This is a genomic window from Nocardia arizonensis, assembly GCF_001310275.1.
In the GTDB taxonomy this organism is placed as follows: domain Bacteria; phylum Actinomycetota; class Actinomycetes; order Mycobacteriales; family Mycobacteriaceae; genus Nocardia; species Nocardia arizonensis.
In genome coordinates, this window is the sequence record NZ_LGYZ01000059.1 from 1 (window position 1) to 22,459 (window position 22,459).

Below are 22,459 nucleotides of genomic sequence, written 5' to 3' on the forward strand. Positions count from 1 at the left end.
GCCGGGGCGGCGCGGGCCTGGCCTGGGTCACCGGGCGCCCCCGGCGGGGGCGGCGGGCTCCTGCGAAGTCGCGGGGGTGGTCGGCTCGACGGGCGTCCGCCCCGCCGCGGTGGGCGCGGGCACCGGTGTTGCGGGCGCTGGACTCGGCGCCGCCGTATGCGCCTGCGCGCCGTTGACGTACTCCGAGTTCGAGCTCGGCCCGGCGGGCTGGCGCACCGAACTGACCGGCACGACACGCTCGCCCTGCGCCTGTGCGTGCGGCCCGCCGGCAGGCGGGGTCGGCGTGACGTTGAGCGGCGGCACCGGCGCGCCCTGGGCGGCCATCGGCTCGCCGACGACCGTGACCGTGCCGTCCGGGGCAACCACCAACCGCGCCGGATCCTTGGCCGGGATCATGCCGAGTTCCCGTGCCCGCGCGGCCAATTCCGGCGCGGAATCAGCGGCCTCCACCTGACGTTGGAGCGCCGCGCGCTCCTCCGACAGTGTGATGTTGAGCCTGCGCGCGTCACCGAGCTGGTAGCTGTCCTCGGCGGCGCGGGTGGTGAGCAGCAGGGTCAGTGCAAGACCGCACCCGAGCAGGGTGATGATCGCCACCACGAATGGAATACGGGAGGCCATCGCCGAACGCCGCCGTCGCGGCAGCGCGGGCGTGTCGGTCTTCTGTTCGACCCGGGAGCGACGCTTGGCGTAGGCCCGCTCGGCGGCACCGGATTTCACCCGTTCGGCGGCCTGGACCCGCCGGGCGACCCGACCCGGCGCGGGCACGGCGCGTGTCCGAATACTCATGCTGTCCCCTCCTCTTCTCCGCGGGACCGCCCGCTCGTGGAATGCCCCGTATCGCTCACGACGCCGCCTGAATGCGTTCGGCGGCCCGCATCCGCACCGGCGCGGCCCGTGGGTTCTCCTCGATTTCCCGCTCGCTCGCCTTCTCCGCACCGCGGGTCAGCATCCTGAATTCCGGTCCCATGCCGGGCAATTCGACCGGCAGGTCCACCGGAGTCCGCGAGATGATCCGCGGCGCGAACTCCTGTTTGACGACACGGTCCTCCAGTGACTGGTAGGACATGACCACGATGCGACCGCCGACACGCAGCGCGGCCAGCGCCGCGGGCAGTGCCGCGCGCAGCGAGTCGAGTTCGGCGTTGACCTCGACCCGCAGCGCCTGGAAGGTGCGCTTGGCCGGATGTCCGCCCGTGCGCCGGGAGGCCGCGGGTATGGTCGCGTAGAGCAGTTCCACCAGCTCACCGCTGGTGGTGAACGGGCGTTGCTGCCTGCGCCGGACGATCTCGGCGGCGATCTTGCCCGCGAATCGCTCCTCCCCGTAGGTCTTCAGCACGCGGGCGAGTTCCCCGTGACTGTAGGTGTTGAGCACGTCGGCGGCGGTGCGGCCGGAGGTCGGATCCATCCGCATGTCCAGCGGCGCGTCGACGGAGTAGGCGAAACCGCGGTCGGTCTCGTCCAATTGCATGGACGAGACACCGAGGTCCATGAGAATGGCGCTCACCGAGCCCACCGGATCCAGACCCGCCTGTTCCAGTGCCGCGGCGATCCCGTCATAGCGGGTGTGCACCAGGGTGATTCGGTCTTCGAAGGGCCGCAGCCGCTCGGCGGCCAGATCCAGTGCGACGGTGTCGCGGTCGAGTCCGACCAACCGCAGCCGCGGATAGGTGGTGAGGAAATGCTCTGCGTGCCCGCCCAATCCGAGTGTGGCATCGACGTAGACGGCGCCCGGTTCGGTCAGCGCGGGCCCGAGTAGCTCATCCGCTCGCCGCAACAGCACCGGAACATGACGGGGACCGGGCTGTGCACGGTTCACCTCGACCTCCCGGATCCTGCCTCACATCGTCGCCTGCACGGGTCGCCTTGCTGCACAGCGCATGCGGAATCGCGTCGAGACCGAAGCCATTCCGCACCGTCGTGGGGGGTGCCGTGTTCGAAGCTGCCGTGTTCTCGGAGCTGCCCGCGAGAAGACGAATGCCGCGGGGTCTCTGACCGAATTCGACACCTGGCGTCGGGGAAGTACGTCAGGGTTCGCCTCCGGGCAGAGGCCGCGTGGCACTCGTTCCGTTTCGGGCTAGAAGATTCCGCCCAGCGACTCGTCTCTCGCTTCCGCGTAATCCTCCTCGTGCTCGGCGAGGTACGACTCCCACGCCTGCTTATCCCATATCTCGAGGAAGTCGACCGAACCGATCACGACGCAATCCCTATCGAGATTCGCGTAGCGGCGGTGCTCGGCAGACAACACGATGCGGCCCTGACCATCCAGACGTTGTTCATCCGTACCGGCGGCGAGTGCCCGGACGAACGCCCGTGCCCGCGGATTGCTTCGAGACGCCGCCGCCGCTCGCCGGGCGAGCGCGGTGAACTCTTCTTTCGGATAGACGGCAAGGCTGTGGTCCTGACCTTTCGTGACCATCAACCCTCCCGCCAGATCGTCTCGAAATTTCGCGGGCAACGTGAGTCGCCCCTTGTCGTCCAGCCGGGGTGTGTAGGTACCGAGGAACAACCCGATACCTCCTGTGAATCCACCCCGCGGTCGCGGGGAGAACGATCACCTCGGATGTACGACTCTCCAGTAGTGCGCGCTCCACATTACCCCACTTTCCCCCACTTTCAATCGAAACAACCGGTGATCTCCCTCCCCGCGCCGACGATTCCGCAGGTCATCCCAGCTATCACACAGTGGAGAACTTTTTCGGTGTTCCGCCGACACGCCCGTGACGAAAGGACAATCGCCCGAAAACACCCAGCAAACCCCGCCATCGGCGCGATTCGACCGGTGGATGACGTGTCCAGCGACGCATGGCCTCGCTACGCAGCGCTTTTGTCACGCCGAGGATTTGCCGGGGCGGCCGGCGGGCGTGTCGGAGAAGCCGAGCCGAAGGCATCGCGCGGGTGGGTGGGGCGATGTGGGGAGCCGCGGTGGGGAGAGGTGGGGCATCGCGGGGCGCGATGGATCACCGCGGGGTGCCGGTCGAGCCGAGCGGACCACCCCGAACATGAGACGGCGACGCCGCACCCGATAGGTGCGGCGTCGCCGTCGTCGTGCGTTGTCGGCCGGGTGTGTCGTCGAGCCCGACTACTCCTGCTCGAATCGTCTACGGAAGCGATCTTCCATACGTTCGGAGAAGCCACCGGACTTGCGTTGGCGTCCGCTCGATCCGCCGCCGTTCGGTCCGCCGGAAGACACGTCGGTGGAGCGTCCGCCCTTGCCGACGCCCTTCGAACCGCCGAGCAGCAGCAGCACGCCTGCGCCGAACATGACGATGAATCCGATCAGACTGATGATCGGGAAGCCGCCGGGCTTCACCGGAGCGGCGATGCCTGCGACGAGTAGAAACAGACCGAGGACGAACAAAGTCGCGGCCTGGAGTCTGCGACGACTCGAGGTCGAGCGAAGGCGTCCGCCGCGGACGGACGAGGCGAACTTCGGATCCTCAGCATAGAGCGCGCTCTCGATCTGTTCGAGCATGCGCTGCTCGTGCTCGGAGAGTGGCACGGTACCTCCCCCGGCACTAGGCGTGGCTGTCGCCTCCGGGTAGGCGACAGATAGCCGAACCTTGGCGGCTATCTGACACCAATGATACGAGTTCGATGGGGGCCGTACCACCTACTCGCCGATAACTAAGCGGTCATGCCGTTCGACAGGCCACGCGGGGGTCGCAGGCGAGCCGCCGTGGCGAGCAGATCCTCCACATCGTGCAGGAATGCGCCCACCCGCGAGGAGAACTCGTCGGCGGTGTGATCATCGACATCGCGCTCGAGTCCGGCCTCGAGCGCGGCCCGGAGTTCCGAGCGCGCGCTGAAGTAGTCGGCCCACATGACGAATTCGGGCATGGCCTTCTGCAACAGCACCCATGCGCTGCGCGAACGGGCCCGCGGCGCGGAGTCGGCGCCGGTGAAGGCGAGTACCGCGCCCGCGCCGCGCAGCGCGGCCAGATAGGCTGTGCGGAAACGCTCGCGCGGATCCGACTCCCCGGCGGCCTGCATGAGCAGTCCGTCGGCCTTCTTCAGCAGCGTGCCCGCCCTGCCGGGTTGTCCGGGCTGTTCGATCCGACCAGGCATCAGCCGTCCCTTCACTGTCGTATACCCGTGATCCGACGGCCCGAAGACCACCGGTGAGGTGGCGACCGCGCGAACCGAACAGGTATTCGAACGTTTGAATTGAGCTTGAATATAGGGACACCCACCGACAACTTTCCGCGTCCGCGCGGCCGACGAGAGCCATGACAGCCGTCAAGCCGAACCACTCCCCCGCACCAGCACCCGTCGTGGTCGACCTTTCGGTCTCCGACCTGCGCTACCGACTGCACGACGCGCTATCGGTCTATGTCGCGGCGATGGACTATCCGCGCGGCACCGAGAACCACCGCGCGCCGATGTGGAACGAGCACACCACCCGGGTGGGCTGGCAGGCGGTCGCCGCCCTGCGCCCCGACGATTCCGGCCGCGTCGACCTGCGGTCCGCGCCGATCGTCGCCATCGGCTACGGCTATCGCGGTGCACCGCATCAGTGGTGGCACCAGCAGGTGCACACGGGAATGCGGCGCAGCGGCTGGCCCGAGCGGACGGCGCGGGATCTGCTCGCGAACTATTTCGAGCTCACCGAACTGCATGTGCACCCGGCCGCGCAGGGCCGCGGCGTCGGCGGTGTGCTGCTGCACCGACTGCTGCGCAACCGGCCCGAGCAGGCCGTGCTGCTGTCCACCCCCGAGGTGCCCGCCGAGGACAACCGCGCTTGGCGGCTCTACCGGCGCGAGGGTTTCACCGACGTGGTGCGCGACTTCGTCTTCGCCGGCGACAATCGTCCCTTCGCGATCCTCGGCCGACGACTTCCGCTATGAGGATCACGTGACGGTTCTGGTGATCGGGTCGGGGCACAACGCCCTGGTCGCGGCATGCTATCTCGCACGTGCGGGTGAACGGGTGGAGGTACTCGAACGCGACGAGGTGCTCGGCGGAGCGGTGTCGACGGTGGAGCGCTTCCCCGGGCACCGCGTCGACCGCGGCTCATCGGCGCACATCATGATCCGGCACACCGGCATCGTCGAAGAACTCGAACTCGACCGTTTCGGACTGCGCTATATCGACTGCGACCCGTGGGCCTTCACCCCCGCCGATCCGGTCACCGGCGCGCCGCCCATCGTGTTCCACCGCGATCTCGACCGAACCTGCGATTCCATCGCCACCGCGTGCGGTGAACCCGACGCGCTGGCCTACCGGCGTTTCGCGGACATCTGGGGCCCGCGCGGCGCCAGGGTCATGCGGGCCTTCGGCGGCGCGCCGACACCGCCGCGTCTGCTGCGCTCCTTCTGGGGGATGGACGCGAAGAACGGCGGCAGCGCGCTGTCGCGGGAATTCCTCCAGTCCGGCGACGCGCTGCTCGACGATCACTTCCACGACGAGCGGCTCAAGGCGTCGCTGGCCTGGTTCGGGGCGCAATCCGGGCCGCCCATGTCCGAACCGGGTACCGCGCCCATGGTCGGCTTCGCCGCGCTCATGCACGTCCTGCCGCCGGGGCGCGCGGTGGGCGGCAGCGGTGCGCTCACCGAGGCGCTGCTCGCGCGACTGCGGTCCGACGGTGGTGCGGTGTCGGCGGGCGAGGAGGCCACCGAGATCGCCCGCGCCGGTGACGGCTGGCGGGTGCGCACGGCCTCGGGTCGCGAGTTGCGCGCCCGCGCGGTGATCGCGGGTGCGCACGTGCTGACCACCCTGGACCTACTGGGCGCGGGCGGATTCGACGCCGCCGTCCTCGACGACTGGCGGCGACGCATCCGGGTCGGTCCGGGCATCGGCATGGTGGTGCGCCTGGCCACCTCCGACCTGCCGCACTATCCGGGCGCGGCCGATCGCGAGTCCGCGCGCGGACTGCAACTGCTGGTCACGGATCGGGCGCGGCTGCGACGGGCGCACGGCGCGGCGCTCGCGGGTGACCTGCCGCCGGACCCCGCGGTGCTTGCGATGAGTTTCAGCGCGGTCGACCCGACCATCGCCGCGCCCGGTGAACATCAGCTGTCGCTGTGGGCGCAGTGGCATCCCTACCGCTTGGCCGACGGCTCGGACTGGTCGGCGCACGCCGACCGCGAGGCCGACCGGATCATCGCCGAACTCGACGCGCACGCACCGGGATTCGCCGACACCGTGCTGGCCCGGCACGTGCAGACACCGGTGGACCTGGAACGCGAGATGGGTCTGCGCGGCGGCAATGTCATGCACGTGGAGATGTCGCTGGATCAGATGATGCTGTGGCGGCCGATTCCCGAACTGTCCGGCCATCGGGTCCCCGGCGCGCCGGGGCTGTATCTCACCGGCGCCTCGACCCATCCCGGTGGCGGTGTGTGCGGTGCGAGCGGACGCACCGCGGCCCGGTTGGCGCTGCGCGACCGCCGCGGCCGGTTCGCCCCGCGCCGACGGCGATGACGATACTGAGGTCGCTGACCCGCTTCCCGGTCGCCGCGGTGTGCGCGGCGCTGCTGATCGCGGTGCAGATCTGCTATCCGCTCACCGCGGACGCGGCGCGCGACGCGGTGACGGTCACCGTGGTACTGCTGTCGGCGGCGACCGCCCTGACCCACGCCGCCGCCACCCGCGGCCCGCTCTTCGCGGCGGGCTACCTGATGATCGTGTACGGACTCGGCCTGCTCGCCGAGGCGATCGGTACCACCACCGGCTTTCCCTTCGGCTGCTACGCCTACGCCGTGGATCGTCTCGGCCCCGCGCTCGGCGGCGTCCCGCTCATCATCGCCCTGGCCTGGGCAGGCGGGCTCTATCCGGTGTGGATCGTGGCGGGCGCACTCACCGCCCGCCACGGGTCGCGTATCGCTTTGACCGCCGTCGGCGCGGTGGGCTGGGATCTGTACCTGGACCCGCAGATGGTCGCCGACGGCGCGTGGCGCTGGTGCTCGGCCGCCCCCGGACTGCCGGGTCTGGCCGACGTGCCGGTGACGAACTATGCGGGCTGGCTCGCCGTTGGCCTGGGAATGGCGATATTCCTGGATGGCTGGGATCACGCGGTCCCCCGACCCGACGACACGCGGACACCGGTCTTCCGTGCGGCCACCGCCGTGCCGATCGTGGTCTTCTGCTGGACCTGGCTCGGTTCGGCCCTCGCCCACGCCGTCTTCCTCGGGCTGCCCGCCTCCGCCTGCTACGGCGCGCTCGGCATGGGCGTGCTCGGAGTGCCGCTGCTGATCCGACTGAGCCGGGACAGGTCGACCGCCCATCACGTGACCGCCGCCACCCCCGGCGAGAATGCGCGCGGCGGCACGCGGAAATACCCCGGACGGGCGGCCGGGCGCGCACGGCCGACGGCTCGCCGGCCGATCTCCCGCCCGTCGCGTGGCAATTCCGATGCCTCGCCTGGCACGATGTGAGCCGTGCGATCGAGTCACATGCCCACAGAGTCCGATGCCCCGGTCCCCGCGCGCCGTACCGGAGTGCGGATAGTGGCCGCCGCCCTGCTGGCGGCACTGCTGGTGCCCATGCTCGCGGGATGTCTGCGGGTGCAGGTATCGATGGGCGTGTCGTCCAACGATCGCGTATCGGGGCGCATCGTGGCCGCGGTCGTGCCCGCGAACGCCGAGGACAAGGGTCCGCAGTTGAAGGCGCCGGATACGCTGGCGACCAAGATCCGGGTCGAGCCGTACAGCCAGGACGGGTACGTCGGCAGCAAGGTGTTCTTCGACGACCTGTCCTTCGGCGAGGTCTCCCAGCTCGGTGGACTGTCCGAACAGACCCAGGGCATGTTCCAACTCCAGTTCACCCGCACCGGCGACCTGGTGAGCCTCACCGGCCGGGTCGACCTGAAATCGGTTCCGCCGCACGGCTCGGACGTGCAGTTCACCGTGGCCTTCCCGGCCCGGGTCGCCAAGACCAACGGCAATCGCGACGACGATTCCACCGTGTCGTGGAAACTGCCGCCCGGTGATGTCACCACCCTGCGCGCCGAGGTCAGCTACGCCGATCCCAACACCCGCTCCTTCGCGGGCTGGGCGGGCATCGTCGGCGGCATCACCCTGGCCGTGGCGGCCATCGTCGCGGCGATGGCCTTCATGGACCGCAATCCGGCCTCCCCGCACAGCCCCGAGGGCGGCTTCTCGCTGAGCCGGTGGTGGCGTCTGGTCAAGGAAGGTCGCTGACCGTCGCGGTGGTGTCGAGGCACGTCCGGCGGGGCCTGACCGCCGCCGTGCGATCGGGCGCGGGTGTTTCGACGCTCGGCTGTGCGATCGCCCTGTTCAACCGGATGACCGTGCGCCGGCTCGCGGATTCGGCCGTGGCCATCGAACCGATCACGGTCTGCGTCCCGGCGCGCGACGAGGTCGCGCGACTGCCGGAACTCATCGCTGATCTGCGCGCCCAGACCGGAGCGCCGCGGATGCGGGTGCTGATCCTCGACGACGCCTCCACCGACGGCACCGGCGATGCCGCGCTGGAGGCGATCGACGACGATCCGCGGTTCATCGTGGTCCGTTCGGAGTCCGACCCCGAACCCGGATGGACCGGCAAGGCCGCCGCCTGCGCCCGGCTCGCCGAACTGGTCGACACCGCGGCGCTGGTCTTCCTCGACGCCGATGTGCGCCTGGCGCCCGGCGCCATCGCGGGCGCGGTGGCCGAATTGCGCCGCGGCCCCGCGGCTCTGGTGTCGGTATGGCCCGCGCAGGAGGCGGGATCGCTCGCCGAGGCGCTGGTGCAGCCGCTGCTGTGTTGGTCGTGGGCGAGCACGGTGCCGGTCACGGTGGCGAACCGGAGTCTGCGCCCGTCACTGGCGGTGGCCTGCGGTCAGTTCCTCGTCTTCGACACCGCCGCCTACCGGGCGATCGGCGGGCACCGTGCGGTGGCGGGCAGTCCGACCGAGGATCTGGATATCGCCCGGGTCATGCGCCGCGCGGGACGGCACACCGCGCTGATCACCGCGGGTCCGTTGGCGCGCACCCGCATGTACCGTGACCGGGCCGAACTCGACGCGGGCTATACCCGCTGGCTATGGTCCGCCTACGGCGGTTCGCCGCTCGCCGCCGTCGCGGTCGCGGCGGTGGCGGGACTGGCCTATGTCCTCGCGCCGCAGGCGGCGCTCGCCGGACGCGACGCGGCCCGCCACGCCGGACTCGTCGCCGCGCTGACCGCCGTCGGGTCGCGACTGCTGGCCCGAAGCCTCGAAACCCGCGCGCGCCCGGCCCGCGCCGATCTCCTCGCGGCCGCGGCGCATCCGCTGTCGATCACGGCGTACGCGCTCCTGTCGTCGCGTTCGCACCGCGCGCGCCGCCGCGGTGCGCTGACCTGGAAGTCCCGGCCGCTGCCCGGCTCACGCCCGCCCGACTCCCGATAGCGCGAGGTGGACCGCACCGGGCCGCGGTCCAGGCGGCTCACGGAATGGCCGTGATCCCAACGGTGGGCAGGAAATAGCAGGTCTTGGTCCCGTTGCGGACCGACCCGAAGACCGCGGCGAGCACCGTGCCCTTACCCGTGTCGACCGGGACCGCACGGATACCGCCCACCGGCAAGGCGGAGAGGAAGAAGTCCTGGATGGCTTTCTCGGCGGCGGGCCTGGCCTCGGCGGGCACCTGGGGTGGGATCATGGCGGCGAAGATATCGCCGATCGGGCCCATGGCCGCGGTACCGCCGCGACCGTTGCTCAGGTTGAACCAAGCGACCTGCATCCCTGAGACGGTCGACGTGTCGGCGGAGACGCCGTAGGGCACGAAGGTGAACATGGTCTGCCCGGACTTCACGGCGGTCAGGTCGAGACCCGGAATGCTCACCGTGGACTTGGGCCACGGACCCGGCACCGCCCCCGCGACCGCGGGCACCAGACCCATGGTCGAGGCGTCGTCGCAGAAGGCCGCCGCGGTCGGGTACAGGAACGGGTCCATGCCGAACCGCTTCAGCGCCTCCAGATTCGACTGGTAGACCCCGAGCAGGTCAGCGGGCCCGGCGATCGCGGCGGGGCGGGCGGCGTCGGCCGGTGCGCCCGCGGCTGCCCCGGGTAGGGCCAGCGCCACGGCGACGGAACCCGCCGCGACGGCGGCGAACGTGGTGAGACGGCGCACAACGGTCATTCCGTACCTCCTCATCGTCGACACGATCGAGGAGCACGGTACTCCCGCTAACACGCTCAGCAGCGGTTCTCGGCTGCGGCAACAATTCGGCGAGTCGCGGGGCGCCGAACCCCGGGGTACGCCATCCGAACGACCGCGCCAATTGTCACCGCCGCACCCCGCGCCGAAAAGACCTGCGCTCAGATTCCCGTGCCCGCTGCCGCGCCGACGCTCACCCCGCGGCGGCCGCCGACGATCGGCTCGCCGTCGAACGGACCCGATTCCGTGCGGCCGCCCCGTCCGGCTCAGGCGCTGATGGGCGTCGCGGCGACCCCATATCCGAGGTTGGTCAGCACCTCGCCGGTGGCCTTCGCGGAATTCAACGTGATGAAGTGCAGGCCCGGCGCTCCCTCGGTGATGAGCCGCTGACCCATCTCGGTCGCGATCTCGATACCGACCGTGCGCACCGCGGCCCGGTCCTCCTCGGTCCCGCCGCCCGCCGCGCGCCGCAACCGTTCCATGACCCGCTCGGGCAGCGGGCGGCCGCAAAGTTCCTCCGCGCGCGCCACCGTCCGCATCGAGGTGATCGGCATCAATTCGGGAATGATCGGCTTGGCGGCCTCGACCGGGTCGAAGGCGGTCAGCCGGTCACGCAACCGCAGGTAGTGCTCGACGTCGAAGAACATCTGGGTGATCGAGTACTCCGCGCCCGCTCGGAGCTTGGCCGCCAGGAACTCGGTGTCGGCGGCCAGGTCCGGGGAGCGGTGATGCCCCTGCGGGAACGAGGCCACGCCCACGTGGAAATCGCCCAGCCCGCGCACGATTCGCACCAGTTCCTCGGCGTACTCCACGCCATCGGGATGTTTGCGCCACTCGCCCAGCGGGTCGCCCGGCGGGTCGCCGCGCAGCACGAGGATATTGCGGATACCGGAATCGGCGTATGCCCCCACCAGAGACCGCAGTTCGGCCACACTGTGGCCGACCGCGGTGAGGTGCGCCACCGGCAGCAGGGTGGTCTGCTGGGCCAGTTCACCGGTCACCCGGACGGTGCGATCCTTGGTCGAACCACCCGCGCCGTAGGTCATCGACACGAACGCCGGATGCATGCATTCGAATTCACGCACCGCACGCCACAGCCGGGCCTCCCCCGCGGCGTCGCGGGGAGGGTTGAATTCGGCCGAGAACGGCACCGCGTGCCCCGAATACGATCGCAGACTCTGGACGACCGATGGTGTCGCGGAGACGTTCGGCGGCGTCGGGGAAGGGTGGCCGGAGGCCGAGCGTCCCCGTACGGAATCGAAGGTCACTGCCACAGTGTAGTGGCCGGGCCCGCCGGATCGGCTCGCTGTGTCGGTCCGCGCGGCAGTGAAGCCGGACCACCGCGCGGGCGCAGGCGTGCCCCCGCGTATCCTTGACAATCGGGCAGTATCCTCGCGGCGGCCCGCATCACACACGGTGTGCACCGACCGGCAGAGCACGGTGCGCACCGACCGGCGCGCCCGAGCATGACGAGACCATATCGCCGCGCTCGACGGGCGCGGCCCCCGAACGATCGACCTGGAGGTTGCCCTGTCCGCCGGACCCGGTACCCCGACGCGCGCCCCGTCGGCGGCCACCCCCGCATCCGCCGACTCCAATGGGGCCACCTCGTCCATCCCGACGACCGCCGCGCTCGCCGCCCCGGACTTCGTCGCCGTCGTCGAATCCGCGCTCGCGGACTTCTTCGCCGCCCGCGCGGCCACCGTCGAACAACTCGGCCCGATCTTCGTCGAAGCCGCCGAGGCGCTGCGGTTGTTCGTCCTGCGCGGCGGCAAGCGCACCCGCCCCGCCTTCGCCTGGATCGGCTGGCAGGGCGCGGGCGGTGACCCCGACGGCGACCGGGGCCCGGCCGTCACGCGCGCCTGCGCGGCACTGGAACTTGTCCAGGCGTGCGCGCTCATCCACGACGACATCATCGATTCCTCGCGCACCCGCCGCCGCTTCCCGACCGTGCACGTCGACTTCGAACAGCGCCACCGCGACCGCGGCTGGGCGGGCGATTCCGCGCAGTTCGGCGCCAGCGTCGCCATTCTGATCGGGGATCTGGCACTGGCCTGGGCCGACGACATGGTGCACGCCTCCGGGCTCGACGACGCCGCCATCGCGCGCTTCGCACCGGTCTGGGCGCTCATGCGCACCGAGGTCCTCGGCGGACAACTGCTCGACATCGGCGGTCACGCGGGCGGTGACGAGTCGGTCGAGGCCGCCATGCGGATCAACCGGTACAAGACCGCCGCCTACACCGTCGAGCGGCCGCTGCACCTCGGCGCCGCGATCGCCGACGCCGATCCGGCGCTCGTCGCGGCCTACCGGGAATTCGGCACCGATATCGGCATCGCCTTCCAGCTGCGCGACGATCTCCTCGGTGTCTTCGGTGACCCGGCGGTCACCGGCAAACCCTCCGGCGACGACCTGCGCGAGGGCAAGCGCACGGTCCTGGTCGCCGAGGCGCTGCGCCGGGCCGACGCCACCGACCCGCTCGCGGCGAAACTGCTGCGCACCAGCCTCGGCACCGATCTGGATGCCGACGAAGTGGAACATCTCCGCGCCGTGCTCACCGACCTCGGCGCGGTCGACGATGTGGAACGCCGCATCGCCGAGCTCACCGACCGCGGCCTGGCCGCAATCGAAACCAGTTCGGCCACCGCATCCGCCAAACAGACATTGCGCGCGATGGCGTCGGCCGCTACCAGGAGGACCGCATGAAAGCCGTCATGGGACCCGCCGACCGCGTCATCGCCGTCGGCGTCGGCCCTGCCCCCCGCACTCCCGGCAAGCGCCGCGGACGACCGGCCGTTCAGACCGAACGCCGGTTGATCATGGGCGCGAGCCTGCCCGCCCGCCGCGCTATCCGACTACCGCGGTCGTGTGCCGCGACGCCGGCCGACGAGCATTCCGACAGCGAGTGAATCGAAAGAGCCGAATGCCCGTGCGCGCCGGTTCACGGACCGGCGCCGAATTCGTCGCGCGTATACGGCGGCGAGGAGAGTTCTGGCGTCGAGGGATGTGCCGATGAGGACCGTGGCGGGACCGACCGATCACGTGGTAGTCGTGGGCGCGGGCCTGTCCGGTCTGGCGGCCGCCTTGTACCTCATCGGCGCGGGACACCGCGTGACCGTGCTCGAACGTGCCGACCACCCCGGTGGCAGGGTCGGCCGCATAGTCGGACCCGATTACGAAATCGATTCCGGCGCAACCATTCTGACCATGCCGGAACTCGTCGACGACGCTCTGGCCGCGGTGGGTCGCACCCGCGATACCTGCGCGCCGCCACTGCGGGTGCACGCGCTCGCACCCGGCTACCACGCGCGCTTCGCCGACGGTTCGACGATTCGCGTCTTCGCCGACGCGGACCGGATGGCCGAAGAGATCGCGCGCACCTGCGGTCACGACGAGGTCCGCGGCTACCGGCGGCTGCGCGAGTGGCTGGCCCGGATCTACCGCGCCGAATTCACCGAATTCATGGACACCAATTTCGATTCACCGCTGGACATGGTCCGGCTGCCCGCCAAACGCGCGGCGTTGCTGGAACTGGCGCGCCTGGGCGGATTCGGCAGGCTCGGCAGCCGGGTCGAGAAGTATCTGAAAGACCCGCGTCTGGTGCGGCTGTTCACCTTCCAGGCGCTCTACGCCGGAGTCGCCCCTACCGAGGCGCTCGCGGTGTACGGGGCGATCCCGCACATGGACACCTCGCTGGGCGTGTACTTCCCCGAGGGCGGCATGCGCTCGGTCGCACGAACTCTCGCCGACGCCTTCACCGCGGCAGGCGGCGCGCTGCTGCTGAACACCGAGGCGGTCGGACTTGACTACGATCGCCGCCGGGCGCGGCGGGTCCGGTTGGCCGACGGCGGTTCCCTGACCTGTGACGCGGTCGTGCTCACCGCCGACCTCGGTTCGCTGCGGCGCTTCGGCCTGCGCCGCAGTGGTCTGCGCGCCGCGCCGTCGGCGGTCGTCGCGCACGGCACCGTCCCCGCCTCGGTCGCGGCCGCCTGGCCCGTGCAGGCCCACCACACCATCGATTTCGGCGCCGCCTGGGCCGAAACCTTCACCGAGATCGCCGCGAGCCACGGCAAGGGCAGGCTCATGAGCGATCCGTCGCTGTTGCTCACCCGGCCCGCGCTCACCGACCCCGGCCTGTTCATCGACCGGGCCGATGGCAGACACGAACCGTTCTCACTGCTCGCGCCCTGCCCTAATCTGGACACCGCACCGCTGGACTGGGCGCGGCTGGGCCCGTCGTATCTGCGTGAACTGCTCGAGGTCCTCGAACAGCGCGGTTACCGCGGTATCACCGACCATTTCTCCGTCGACCATCTCGACACTCCGCAAACCTGGCTGGACCAGGGCATGCTCGCCGGCACGCCGTTCTCCGCGGCGCATGTCTTCCGGCAGACCGGCCCCTTCCGACCCGGTAATTTCCCGCGTTCCAGCGACAATGTGGTTATCGCAGGTTGTGGCACCACACCGGGTGTCGGAGTGCCGACGACACTGCTGTCGGGAAAACTAGCGGCAAACCGGATTGTCGGCGCCGTCGGTAATGCCGGCGGTGATCCCCCCGTGCCAGCGGGATAGTGTTCTCCGCGAACCATTAAACTGATCGCCGACCTATTCGCTCGCGGTTGCGACCGCCGACCTGCCCGGGGGGACCGACACCAAATGCCACCCCCGGAGACGCGCGCCCCCGCCACCGAAACCATCGGCGCGGCGCCGCGCGCGGCGAACGTCGACGCCACCCCCGCGACGACATCGGACGGGTGGCGTTCCCGACTGCACACCTACGCGGATTTCGTGCGCAGCCCCGAGGGCCATGCCGCACTGCTCGGTTTCGCGGGCGCCGTGATGATCACCTTCGGCGGGCTCGGCGCGGGCAGTGTGCGCCGCCGCGACCCGCTACTCGAGGCCATGCACCTGTCCTGGCTGCGCTTCGGTCACGGCTACGCCCTGTCCACCATGGTGATCTGGGTCGGGGTCCTGCTCATGATCACCGCGTGGGTCCGCCTCGGCCGCACCACCATCGGGTTCGGCGACCGCCCCGGCGCGGGGGTGACGCTGAACGAACTGCGCGCCATCGTCGGCATCTGGATCTTCCCGTTGCTGTTCGCGGTCCCGATGTTCAGCCGCGACGCCTACTCCTATCTCGCGCAGGGTGCGCTGCTGCGCGACGGTTTCGACCCCTACCGGGTCGGCCCGGTCGCCAATCCCGGTGTGCTGCTGGAGAACGTGAGCCCGGTGTGGACCACCACCACGGCGCCGTACGGTCCGGTCTTCCTGCTGCTCGGCCGCGCCATCACCGCCATCACCGGTGACAACGTGGTCGCGGGCACCATCGCGCTTCGCCTGGTCATGCTGCCCGGACTCGCCCTGATGATGTGGGCCGTGCCGTATCTCACCAAACATCTCGGCGGCAAACCCACCGTCGCGCTGTGGCTGGCGGTCCTCAATCCACTGGTGCTGATCCACCTGATCGGCGGCGTGCACAATGAGATGCTGATGGTCGGGCTCATGTGCGCGGGCATCGCCCTCGTGCTGGAACGCCATCACGTGGCGGGCATCGTCGTCGTCGCCATCGGTGTCGCGATCAAGGCGACCGCGGGCATCGCGTTGCCGTTCCTGGTGTGGATCTGGATGCTGCACGAGAAGGAGCGCCGCGCCGCCCAGCGCGCGGGCCTCGACCCCACGCAGGTCACCGATTCCGAACACGACGACGCCGCCCGCGCCTCACAGGACATGCCCCATCCGGCACTGATGTTCGCCAAGATCGCCGGACTCGGACTCGGAGTCTTCGCGGCGGTCTTCGTCGCGGCCTCGGCCGTCGCGGGCGTCGGCATCGGCTGGCTCACCGCGCTGTCGGGCTCGAAGAAGATCATCAACTGGCTTTCGCTGCCGACCATCATGGCCCACGTCATCACCTGGGTGACTCCCTTCGCCACCGATCCGGTGCTCGCCGTGACGCGCGCACTGTGCGCGCTCGCGCTGGTCGTGGTGCTGGCGTGGACGTGGTGGCGCTTCCGGCACAGCGAACGCGAGGCGGTGCTCGGCATACTCATCGCCTTCGTCGCCATCGTGATCCTGTCTCCCGCGGCACTGCCCTGGTACTACTCCTGGCCGCTTGCCCTCGCCGCCGGTTTCGCGCTATCCACCACCACGCTCATGGTGCTGGTCGGCCTGTGCACGTGGTTGATGCTGGTCTTCCAGCCCGACGGTTCCATCGGCCTCTACAACTTCTGGCACGTGGCCGCCGCCACCTTCGTCGCCGTGGTCGCGGCCATGTCGCTGCGCCGGGTCGACCCGCTGCGCCTGCGCGGCGCCACCCCCGCCGACCTGCCCGTCGGAGCAGGCCGATGATCCCCGCCGACGCGCAGGCCATCGACCGGGACACCGATCACGCGATCCTCGACCTCGGCGACGCCTACCGCACCTGCCTGCGCATAGCCGCCGAACACGGCCGCACCTATTACCTGGCGACCCGGCTGCTCACCCCCGACCGCCGCCGGGCCGTCCACGCGCTCTACGCCTTCGCCCGCATCGTCGACGACATCGTCGACCACGCCGAATCCGACCGCGGTCCACTGCATTCCGCCGAGCGCCACCGCGTGCCCGCGCACGCATCGCCCATCCGATATTCCGACACGGCCTCGGCCACCGGACCCGATCCCGACACGGACGGCGACGCTTGGTCCCGCACCCGACAAACCGGCGAACGCGCGGACGCGGCATCGCCCATCGGATCCGATCGCGACACGATATCCCGTGCCCGACAAGGTGACGAACTCACGCACGCGGGCTCGGCGGCCCGACCCGAAGCACACGCGACACAGCCGCGGACCGCGGGCCGCGGGGTGGCCGCCGCCGACCGGGTCGACCGCATCGAACTGCGACTGCGGGCGGCACTCGCGGGTGACAACGACCCGTATCCCGACGCCGACGATCCGGTGCACACCGAGGTCCTCTTCGCCGTCACCGACACCATTCACCGGCACGGCGTAGACGTCGGGCACATATGGACGTTCCTGGACTCCATGCGCATGGACATCCCCGGCGCGCCCCAATTCCGAACCCGCTACCCCACCATGTCCGACCTGCGCGAATACATGCGTGGCTCCGCCGCCGCCATCGGGCTGCAACTACTCCCCGTCCTGGGCACCGTGGTCCCCACCCCCGAGGCCGAACCCGCGGCAGCCGCCCTCGGCGAGGCATTCCAGCTCACCAATTTCCTGCGCGATGTGGGAGAAGACCTGGACCGCGGCAGAATCTACCTTCCCACCGAAGTCCTGACCGCCTTCGACGTCACCGAAGAAATGCTCACCCACTGCCGAACAGCGGGTCACCCGACCCCCCAAATCCGCCGAGCCCTTGCCCACCTGATAGCCGTGAACCGCGACGTCTACCGGAAGGCCGCTCCCGGCATAGCCCTGCTCACCCCCCGCGTCCGCCCCGCCATCCGCACCGCGAGCACCCTCTACGCCGACATCCTCACCCGAATAGAGTCGGCGAACCACAATGTCTTCGCCGGCCGGGCACGTGTCCCCCGCCGTCGCCGAATTCGAATAGCCACAACCGAATTCGCCACCGCGCCCCTCCGCGATCGCTCTCGTCCATCCGCACCCCCCGCTCGACCGGGCGACTGACACCCGCACCCTAATCCGGCCTCGAGAATCGCACCGTCCGCACCTCACCCGGCCCCGCAGGCGGCGAACCCGAGGAACGACCGGTCGCGGACGGGCGGTCGAGTCAGCAACGAAGTCGCGCGTATCGACCACCCGGACGCCGGCTACGAGGGCCGGGCACCCGCGCGCCGACGCCGATGAACACGACCCTCAAAACGGCTCGGCCGCGGCCCGTCGCACGACTTCGCGCGCAAGCGGCCCGTGCAAAGCATCCACGGGCTTGCCGGGCAAACTCGCGTCCTCGGTGAAGATCCATTCCAGGATCTCCTCGTCGGTGTACTTTCCGTCCTTCATCACGGTGATCAGCCCGGGCAGAGCCTTGACCACCGCGCCGCTCTCGTCGAAGAACCGTTCCGGCACCCCGACGATCCCCGCCCGCCGCACCGCCAGCAACTGGTGGTCGCGCAGCATCTGATGGACACGAGTCACCACGATTCCGAGTTTGTCGGCGACATCGGGCAGCGGCAGCAGCGCCACCGTTTCGGGCAGGACATCGTCGCTGCATGGAAATGCACTCACCGGAACAACGGTAGACGGTTTCGGGATTCGCCTCGTGAGACCCCCGCCCTCGCGGGGGCGGCGGTCGGCGAACACACCGCACAGCATTCGAACACACCGCCGGGTCGGATGACCTGGCACGGCTACGATCGTGGTGGTCGCACCGGGCGGCCGTTTCGCTTGTCGCGGTGTGGCGAGAGGTGAGAGATGTTGTGAAAGCCGGAGGACATCACTTGATCGGCCAGATGCTGGAAGGGCGCTACCGGATCGACGCGCCGATCGCCCGCGGCGGGATGTCGATGGTGTTCCGCGGCGTTGACACCCGTCTGGATCGCCCGGTCGCCATCAAGGTGATGGACCCGAAATTCGCTTCCGATCCGCAATTCCTCTCCCGATTCGAATTCGAGGCGCGCGCGGTCGCCAAGCTGAAGCATCCGTCGCTGGTGGCCGTGTACGACCAAGGCGTCGACGGCGAGTATCCGTTCCTGATCATGGAGTTGGTCGAGGGCGGCACCTTGCGCGAACTGTTGCGTGAGCGGGGCCCGATGCCGCCGCACGCGGTGCGCGCGGTGGCAGAGCCGTTGTTGGCGGCGATCGGGGTTGCCCACGCCGCCGGGTTGGTGCATCGCGATATCAAGCCGGAGAACGTGCTGATCTCCGATTCCGGTGAGGTGAAGATCGCCGATTTCGGGCTGGTTCGGGCGGTGGCGGCGGCGAATACGACTTCGGCGAGCGTCATTCTCGGTACGGCGGCCTATTTGTCGCCGGAGCAGGTGACCGCGGGCACCGCGGACGCGCGCAGTGATGTGTATTCCTCCGGTGTCCTCATCTTCGAACTGCTGACCGGCCAAGCGCCGTTCACGGGCGACAATTCGCTGGCGGTGGCGTATCAGCGGGTCGAGAAGGATGTGCCGAGCCCGAGTCGGTTCATCGGCGGTGTCCCGCCGGAGTTCGACGAGTTGGTGGCGCAAGCGACCGCGCGTGACCCGGCGCAGCGTTTCGCGGACGCGAACGAGATGGCCGCGCAATTGCGCGCGATCGCGGCGGCATTGCGGCTGCCGCCCTATCGGGTACCCGCGCCGCAGGAGTCCGCGGAGCATCTGAGCGCGGGTTTCCGGTCGATGGCAGGCGCGGACGCGGCGGCGCCGCCCGATCCCGGGACGCCGCATCCGGGGATGCAGACCAGGGTGGTGACCGCGCAGCGGCCCCGGGTCCCCGAGTACGGACCCGACTATCAGTACGGCCAGGACCCGCAAACCACCGGCCTGCGCCAGCCGCCCTATCAGAACTTCGGCCCGGATCCGCGCCGTTCGCGTCGCAACTCACTGGTGTGGGTGGCGATCGTGGCGGTGCTGACGCTGATCGTCGGGCTCGGCGGCTGGTGGCTCGGTTTCGGCCGGTACGAGTCGGTGCCGCCGATCGCGGGCATGACCGCTGATCAGGCGACCGCTGAATTGCGCGACGCGGGTTTCGAGACCGAGGTCAGACAGAAGGCGTCGGACACCATTCCGGTGGGCGGCGTGGTCGGTAGTGACCCGTCGGCGGGTGCGAAGGTGACCAAGGGTTCGACGGTGGCGGTGCTGATCTCCAGCGGCAAACCGAAGGTGCCGGAGGTGCGGGCGGGCGATCCGCTGTCGAAGGTGAACCAGCTGATCCGCGATGCCGGATTGCAGCCGGTCGACGCGGGCGAGACCGGCAGTCAGGCGCCGAAGGGCAGTCTGGCGCGGGTGGAACCCGGGCCGGGAACCATGCTGCCCATGGGCGCGCAGGTCAAGGTGTACCGCAGCAATGGCGCGCAGCCGGTGAAGGTGCCCGATGTGCGCGGCAAGGCCACCGAGGAAGCGGTCTCGACCCTGCGCAAGGCCGGTCTCGAGGTCCGCGAGACGCGCACCGAATACGACAAGGCCATCGACGCCGACGAGGTCATCGGCACCGATCCGGCGGCGGGCACCACGGTGAGCGCGGGCGACGCGGTGACCCTCATCGTGTCGAATTCGGTAAAGGTGCCCTTCGTGGTGGGTCAGAGCGTCGGCGACGCCAAGGCCAAACTCCAAGGGCTGGGTCTGTCGGTACAGGTCCAGCAGTTGACACCGTCCGAGGGCTCGGTGGTGATCGGGCAGAATCCCGGCGCGGGCAGCAAGGTCACGCCGGGCACCACGGTGAATCTCACCGCGTTGCCCTGAGCGGACGCGGCCATCCGCGCCCGCGCCCACGGCTATCCGTTCAGCGCAGCATCTCCGCGACCAGGAAGGCAAGTTCCAGCGACTGCTGGGTGTTCAGGCGCGGATCGCAGGCGGTCTCGTAGCGGCTGTTCAGGTCGAGATCGGAGATGTCCTGCGCACCGCCGAGACATTCGGTGACATCCTCGCCGGTCAGCTCGATGTGCAGGCCACCGGGATGGGTGCCCAGCGCGTGATGCACCTCGAAGAAGCCCTGCACCTCGTCGACGATGCGGTCGAAGTGACGGGTCTTGTAGCCGGTGGACGACTCGTGGGTGTTGCCGTGCATCGGGTCGCATTGCCAGATCACCTGGTGCCCGGTGGCCTGGACCTTCTCGATGATGGGCGGCAGCACGTCACGGACCTTCGTGTTGCTCATGCGCGAAACCAGGGTCAACCGTCCGGGCTCGTTATTGGGATCGAGCCGTTCCACATACTCCACGGCCTGATCGGGCGTGGTGGTCGGGCCGATCTTCAGCCCGATCGGATTGGACAGCAGTTCGGCGAAGGCGATGTGCGCGCCGTCGAGCTGGCGGGTGCGCTCCCCGATCCAGAGGAAATGCGCGGACAGGTCGTAGAGGGCCGGTTCGCCGGTAACCGGATGCCGGCCGAGGCGCAACATGGCGCGCTCGTAGTCCAGGACCAGTGCCTCGTGGCTGGCGTATATGCGCGCCGACTGGAGGCTGGGATCGTTGACCCGGCAGGCGGTCATGAAGGCGAGGCCGCGATCGATCTCCTCGGCCAGTGCCTCGTAGCGGGCGCCCGCGGGCGACTGGGCGACGAAATCACGGTTCCAGTCGTGCACCCGATGCAGGTCGGCCATGCCGGCGCCGGTGAGCGCGCGCACCAGGTTCATCGCGGCGCTGGCGTTGGCGTAGGCGCGGACCAGGCGCGAGGGGTCGTGTTCGCGCAGACCCGCGTCGGCGACCAGCGAATTGACCATGTCGCCGCGATAGGACTTGAGTCCGAGCGAGTCCACGTCGGAGGAACGCGGTTTGGCGTACTGACCCGCGATCCGCGCCACCTTCACCACCGGCAGGCTCGCACCGTAGGTGAGCACCACCGCCATCTGGAGCAGGGTGCGGATATTGCCGCGGATATGCGGTTCGGTGTTGTCGGCGAAGGTCTCCGCGCAATCGCCGCCCTGGACGAGGAACGCCTCACCGCGGGCCACCTCGGCCAACCGCTCACGCAGTTCCTCGACTTCGGCGGGTACGCAGATCGGCGGCACGCTCTCCAGGACGGTGCGCATGTCGGCAGCCTGTCGCGGGTCCCACGACGGCTGCTGGAGCGCGGGGCGCGCCAATGCGTCATCGAGGCGCCTGCGGAGTTCGGCGGGCAACGGCGGCAGTTCCGGCAAACGATCGATGGGTACGTCGACTGTCCAGTTCACGATTTCAGGATACGTATCGCAAACCATTCGGAAAGCGGGAGGTAGGGGTGGTGGCGGCGCACCCAGGTGACCGGAAATCCACCCCGCGGAGCCCTTGCGCGGGCGTCGGGAGCCCCCGACATAGGGTGAGTGCGCGGCGACCGCCGCTACCGGGCCCGATATTCGAGGAGAGGTCGATCTCGCTGAGGTACTTCTATGATTGCGAGTTCATCGAAGACGGCGTCGTGATCGACCTGGTGTCGATCGGTGTCGTCTGTGAGGACGGACGCGAATACTACGCGGTGTCCACCGAATTCGACGAGTCCAAGGCCGGCCCGTGGGTGCGCAAATTCGTCCTCCCCCGACTGCCCGCCCCCTCCTCCCCGCGTTGGCGCAGCCGCGAACAGATCCGCGACGACCTCTACAAATTCCTCGTCCCCCGCCCCACCGTGCAGCCGGAACTGTGGGCCTGGATCGGCGCATACGACCACGTGGCCCTGTGCCAACTGTGGGGTTCGATGATCGATCTCCCCAACGCGCTGCCCCGCTTCACCAACGAGTTGCGCCAGCACTGGGAGGCCAACGGCCGCCCCGACATCCCCCCACCCCCACCCGACGCGCACGACGCCC

General features: G+C 69.7%; 21 protein-coding genes. 12 read left to right on the forward strand and 9 right to left on the reverse strand.

Translation table 11 applies throughout. From position 1 onward, the window contains the following. Positions 1-27: 27 nt before the first annotated feature. From ftsL to APZ21_RS11210, 5 genes are all read right to left on the reverse strand, one after another. Positions 28-786 (reverse strand): cell division protein FtsL, encoded by a 759-nt coding sequence (gene ftsL / locus APZ21_RS11190; protein WP_204249083.1) that lies wholly within the window; start codon positions 784-786, stop codon positions 28-30. A 55-nt stretch (positions 787-841) separates the two neighbouring features. After that, positions 842-1,816 carry a 16S rRNA (cytosine(1402)-N(4))-methyltransferase RsmH gene (gene rsmH, locus APZ21_RS11195; RefSeq protein ID WP_054813216.1) on the reverse strand — a complete coding sequence of 325 codons (975 nt, stop codon included), beginning with the start codon at positions 1,814-1,816 and terminating at the stop codon, positions 842-844. 258 nt (positions 1,817-2,074) lie between these two features. Continuing rightward, positions 2,075-2,506, reverse strand: coding sequence for a division/cell wall cluster transcriptional repressor MraZ (gene mraZ, locus APZ21_RS11200; protein WP_054813217.1), 432 nt, complete (start codon positions 2,504-2,506; stop codon positions 2,075-2,077). Between the two features lie 573 nt (positions 2,507-3,079). Beyond that, on the reverse strand, positions 3,080-3,499 hold the full coding sequence (locus tag APZ21_RS11205; RefSeq protein WP_054813218.1) for a DUF3040 domain-containing protein: 420 nt from the start codon (positions 3,497-3,499) through the stop codon (positions 3,080-3,082). Between the two features lie 125 nt (positions 3,500-3,624). After that, positions 3,625-4,065 carry an SAV_6107 family HEPN domain-containing protein gene (locus tag APZ21_RS11210; protein WP_054813228.1) on the reverse strand — a complete coding sequence of 147 codons (441 nt, stop codon included), beginning with the start codon at positions 4,063-4,065 and terminating at the stop codon, positions 3,625-3,627. Positions 4,066-4,226: 161 nt separating this feature from the next. Between APZ21_RS11210 and APZ21_RS11215 the strand changes: the two genes are divergently transcribed. The 5 genes from APZ21_RS11215 to APZ21_RS11235 are packed head-to-tail and all read left to right on the forward strand — an operon-like array spanning position 4,227 to position 9,325. Next, positions 4,227-4,844, forward strand: a complete 618-nt coding sequence (locus tag APZ21_RS11215) for a GNAT family N-acetyltransferase (protein ID WP_054813219.1) — start codon at positions 4,227-4,229, stop codon at positions 4,842-4,844. Between the two features lie 7 nt (positions 4,845-4,851). Then, positions 4,852-6,420, forward strand: coding sequence for a phytoene desaturase family protein (locus APZ21_RS35080; RefSeq protein WP_054813220.1), 1,569 nt, complete (start codon positions 4,852-4,854; stop codon positions 6,418-6,420). Continuing rightward, positions 6,417-7,373: a carotenoid biosynthesis protein gene (locus APZ21_RS11225; protein ID WP_082393007.1), complete on the forward strand. Its 957-nt coding sequence runs from the start codon at positions 6,417-6,419 to the stop codon at positions 7,371-7,373. Before APZ21_RS35080 ends, APZ21_RS11225 begins: the two co-directional genes overlap by 4 nt. A gap of 18 nt (positions 7,374-7,391) precedes the next feature. Beyond that, entirely contained in the window at positions 7,392-8,138 is a 747-nt protein-coding gene (locus APZ21_RS11230; protein WP_082393008.1) for an LppM family (lipo)protein, read from the forward strand. Positions 8,139-8,149: 11 nt separating this feature from the next. Then, positions 8,150-9,325 carry a glycosyltransferase family 2 protein gene (locus APZ21_RS11235; RefSeq protein WP_371852377.1) on the forward strand — a complete coding sequence of 392 codons (1,176 nt, stop codon included), beginning with the start codon at positions 8,150-8,152 and terminating at the stop codon, positions 9,323-9,325. 37 nt (positions 9,326-9,362) lie between these two features. Here APZ21_RS11235 and APZ21_RS11240 read toward each other — a convergent pair whose 3' ends face one another. After that, entirely contained in the window at positions 9,363-10,055 is a 693-nt protein-coding gene (locus APZ21_RS11240) for a hypothetical protein (protein WP_054813221.1), read from the reverse strand. Positions 10,056-10,339: 284 nt separating this feature from the next. Then, on the reverse strand, positions 10,340-11,341 hold the full coding sequence (locus APZ21_RS11245) for a methylenetetrahydrofolate reductase (RefSeq protein WP_082393010.1): 1,002 nt from the start codon (positions 11,339-11,341) through the stop codon (positions 10,340-10,342). 250 nt (positions 11,342-11,591) lie between these two features. On the opposite strand from APZ21_RS11245, the gene APZ21_RS11255 reads away from it, so the two are divergent. The 5 genes from APZ21_RS11255 to APZ21_RS11275 all read left to right on the forward strand — a co-directional run bounded on the left by APZ21_RS11255 (position 11,592) and on the right by APZ21_RS11275 (position 17,701). Then, positions 11,592-12,779, forward strand: a complete 1,188-nt coding sequence (locus tag APZ21_RS11255; RefSeq protein WP_169812119.1) for a polyprenyl synthetase family protein — start codon at positions 11,592-11,594, stop codon at positions 12,777-12,779. After that, positions 12,776-12,982 (forward strand): hypothetical protein, encoded by a 207-nt coding sequence (locus tag APZ21_RS11260; RefSeq protein WP_054813224.1) that lies wholly within the window; start codon positions 12,776-12,778, stop codon positions 12,980-12,982. Before APZ21_RS11255 ends, APZ21_RS11260 begins: the two co-directional genes overlap by 4 nt. 103 nt (positions 12,983-13,085) lie before the next feature. After that, complete coding sequence (gene crtI, locus APZ21_RS11265) at positions 13,086-14,645, forward strand: phytoene desaturase family protein (RefSeq protein WP_054813225.1); 1,560 nt, start codon at positions 13,086-13,088, stop codon at positions 14,643-14,645. 84 nt (positions 14,646-14,729) lie between these two features. Continuing rightward, on the forward strand, positions 14,730-16,418 hold the full coding sequence (locus tag APZ21_RS11270; RefSeq protein WP_054813226.1) for an alpha-(1->6)-mannopyranosyltransferase A: 1,689 nt from the start codon (positions 14,730-14,732) through the stop codon (positions 16,416-16,418). Continuing rightward, positions 16,415-17,701: a phytoene/squalene synthase family protein gene (locus APZ21_RS11275; RefSeq protein ID WP_239476582.1), complete on the forward strand. Its 1,287-nt coding sequence runs from the start codon at positions 16,415-16,417 to the stop codon at positions 17,699-17,701. The genes APZ21_RS11270 and APZ21_RS11275 overlap by 4 nt, the downstream gene beginning before the upstream one ends. A gap of 189 nt (positions 17,702-17,890) precedes the next feature. Here APZ21_RS11275 and APZ21_RS11280 read toward each other — a convergent pair whose 3' ends face one another. Further along, a complete protein-coding gene (locus APZ21_RS11280) occupies positions 17,891-18,259 on the reverse strand; it encodes an Rv2175c family DNA-binding protein (RefSeq protein WP_054813232.1) in 369 nt (122 codons plus the stop codon). 212 nt (positions 18,260-18,471) lie between these two features. Here APZ21_RS11280 and pknB point away from each other — a divergent pair, with 212 nt between their 5' ends. Next, positions 18,472-20,421, forward strand: a complete 1,950-nt coding sequence (gene pknB, locus APZ21_RS11285) for a Stk1 family PASTA domain-containing Ser/Thr kinase (protein ID WP_239476583.1) — start codon at positions 18,472-18,474, stop codon at positions 20,419-20,421. Positions 20,422-20,461: 40 nt separating this feature from the next. On the opposite strand, the gene APZ21_RS11290 is transcribed toward pknB, so the two are convergent. Then, positions 20,462-21,850 (reverse strand): class II 3-deoxy-7-phosphoheptulonate synthase, encoded by a 1,389-nt coding sequence (locus APZ21_RS11290; RefSeq protein WP_054813227.1) that lies wholly within the window; start codon positions 21,848-21,850, stop codon positions 20,462-20,464. Between the two features lie 182 nt (positions 21,851-22,032). On the opposite strand from APZ21_RS11290, the gene APZ21_RS11295 reads away from it, so the two are divergent. Next, on the forward strand, positions 22,033-22,459 hold a 427-nt coding region (locus APZ21_RS11295), incomplete at its 3' end, for a polyadenylate-specific 3'-exoribonuclease AS (protein ID WP_054813234.1).

Bases quoted from the DNA above. Each gene is read 5' to 3' on its own strand.
- ftsL (WP_204249083.1), bottom strand. From the start codon at position 786: ATGAGTATTCGGACACGCGCCGTGCCCGCGCCGGGTCGGGTCGCCCGG.
- APZ21_RS11210 (WP_054813228.1), bottom strand. From the start codon at position 4,065: ATGCCTGGTCGGATCGAACAGCCCGGACAACCCGGCAGGGCGGGCACG.
- APZ21_RS11215 (WP_054813219.1), top strand. From the start codon at position 4,227: ATGACAGCCGTCAAGCCGAACCACTCCCCCGCACCAGCACCCGTCGTG.
- APZ21_RS11225 (WP_082393007.1), top strand. From the start codon at position 6,417: ATGACGATACTGAGGTCGCTGACCCGCTTCCCGGTCGCCGCGGTGTGC.
- APZ21_RS11230 (WP_082393008.1), top strand. From the start codon at position 7,392: ATGCCCACAGAGTCCGATGCCCCGGTCCCCGCGCGCCGTACCGGAGTG.
- APZ21_RS11240 (WP_054813221.1), bottom strand. From the start codon at position 10,055: ATGACCGTTGTGCGCCGTCTCACCACGTTCGCCGCCGTCGCGGCGGGT.
- APZ21_RS11260 (WP_054813224.1), top strand. From the start codon at position 12,776: ATGAAAGCCGTCATGGGACCCGCCGACCGCGTCATCGCCGTCGGCGTC.
- crtI (WP_054813225.1), top strand. From the start codon at position 13,086: ATGAGGACCGTGGCGGGACCGACCGATCACGTGGTAGTCGTGGGCGCG.
- APZ21_RS11270 (WP_054813226.1), top strand. From the start codon at position 14,730: ATGCCACCCCCGGAGACGCGCGCCCCCGCCACCGAAACCATCGGCGCG.
- APZ21_RS11275 (WP_239476582.1), top strand. From the start codon at position 16,415: ATGATCCCCGCCGACGCGCAGGCCATCGACCGGGACACCGATCACGCG.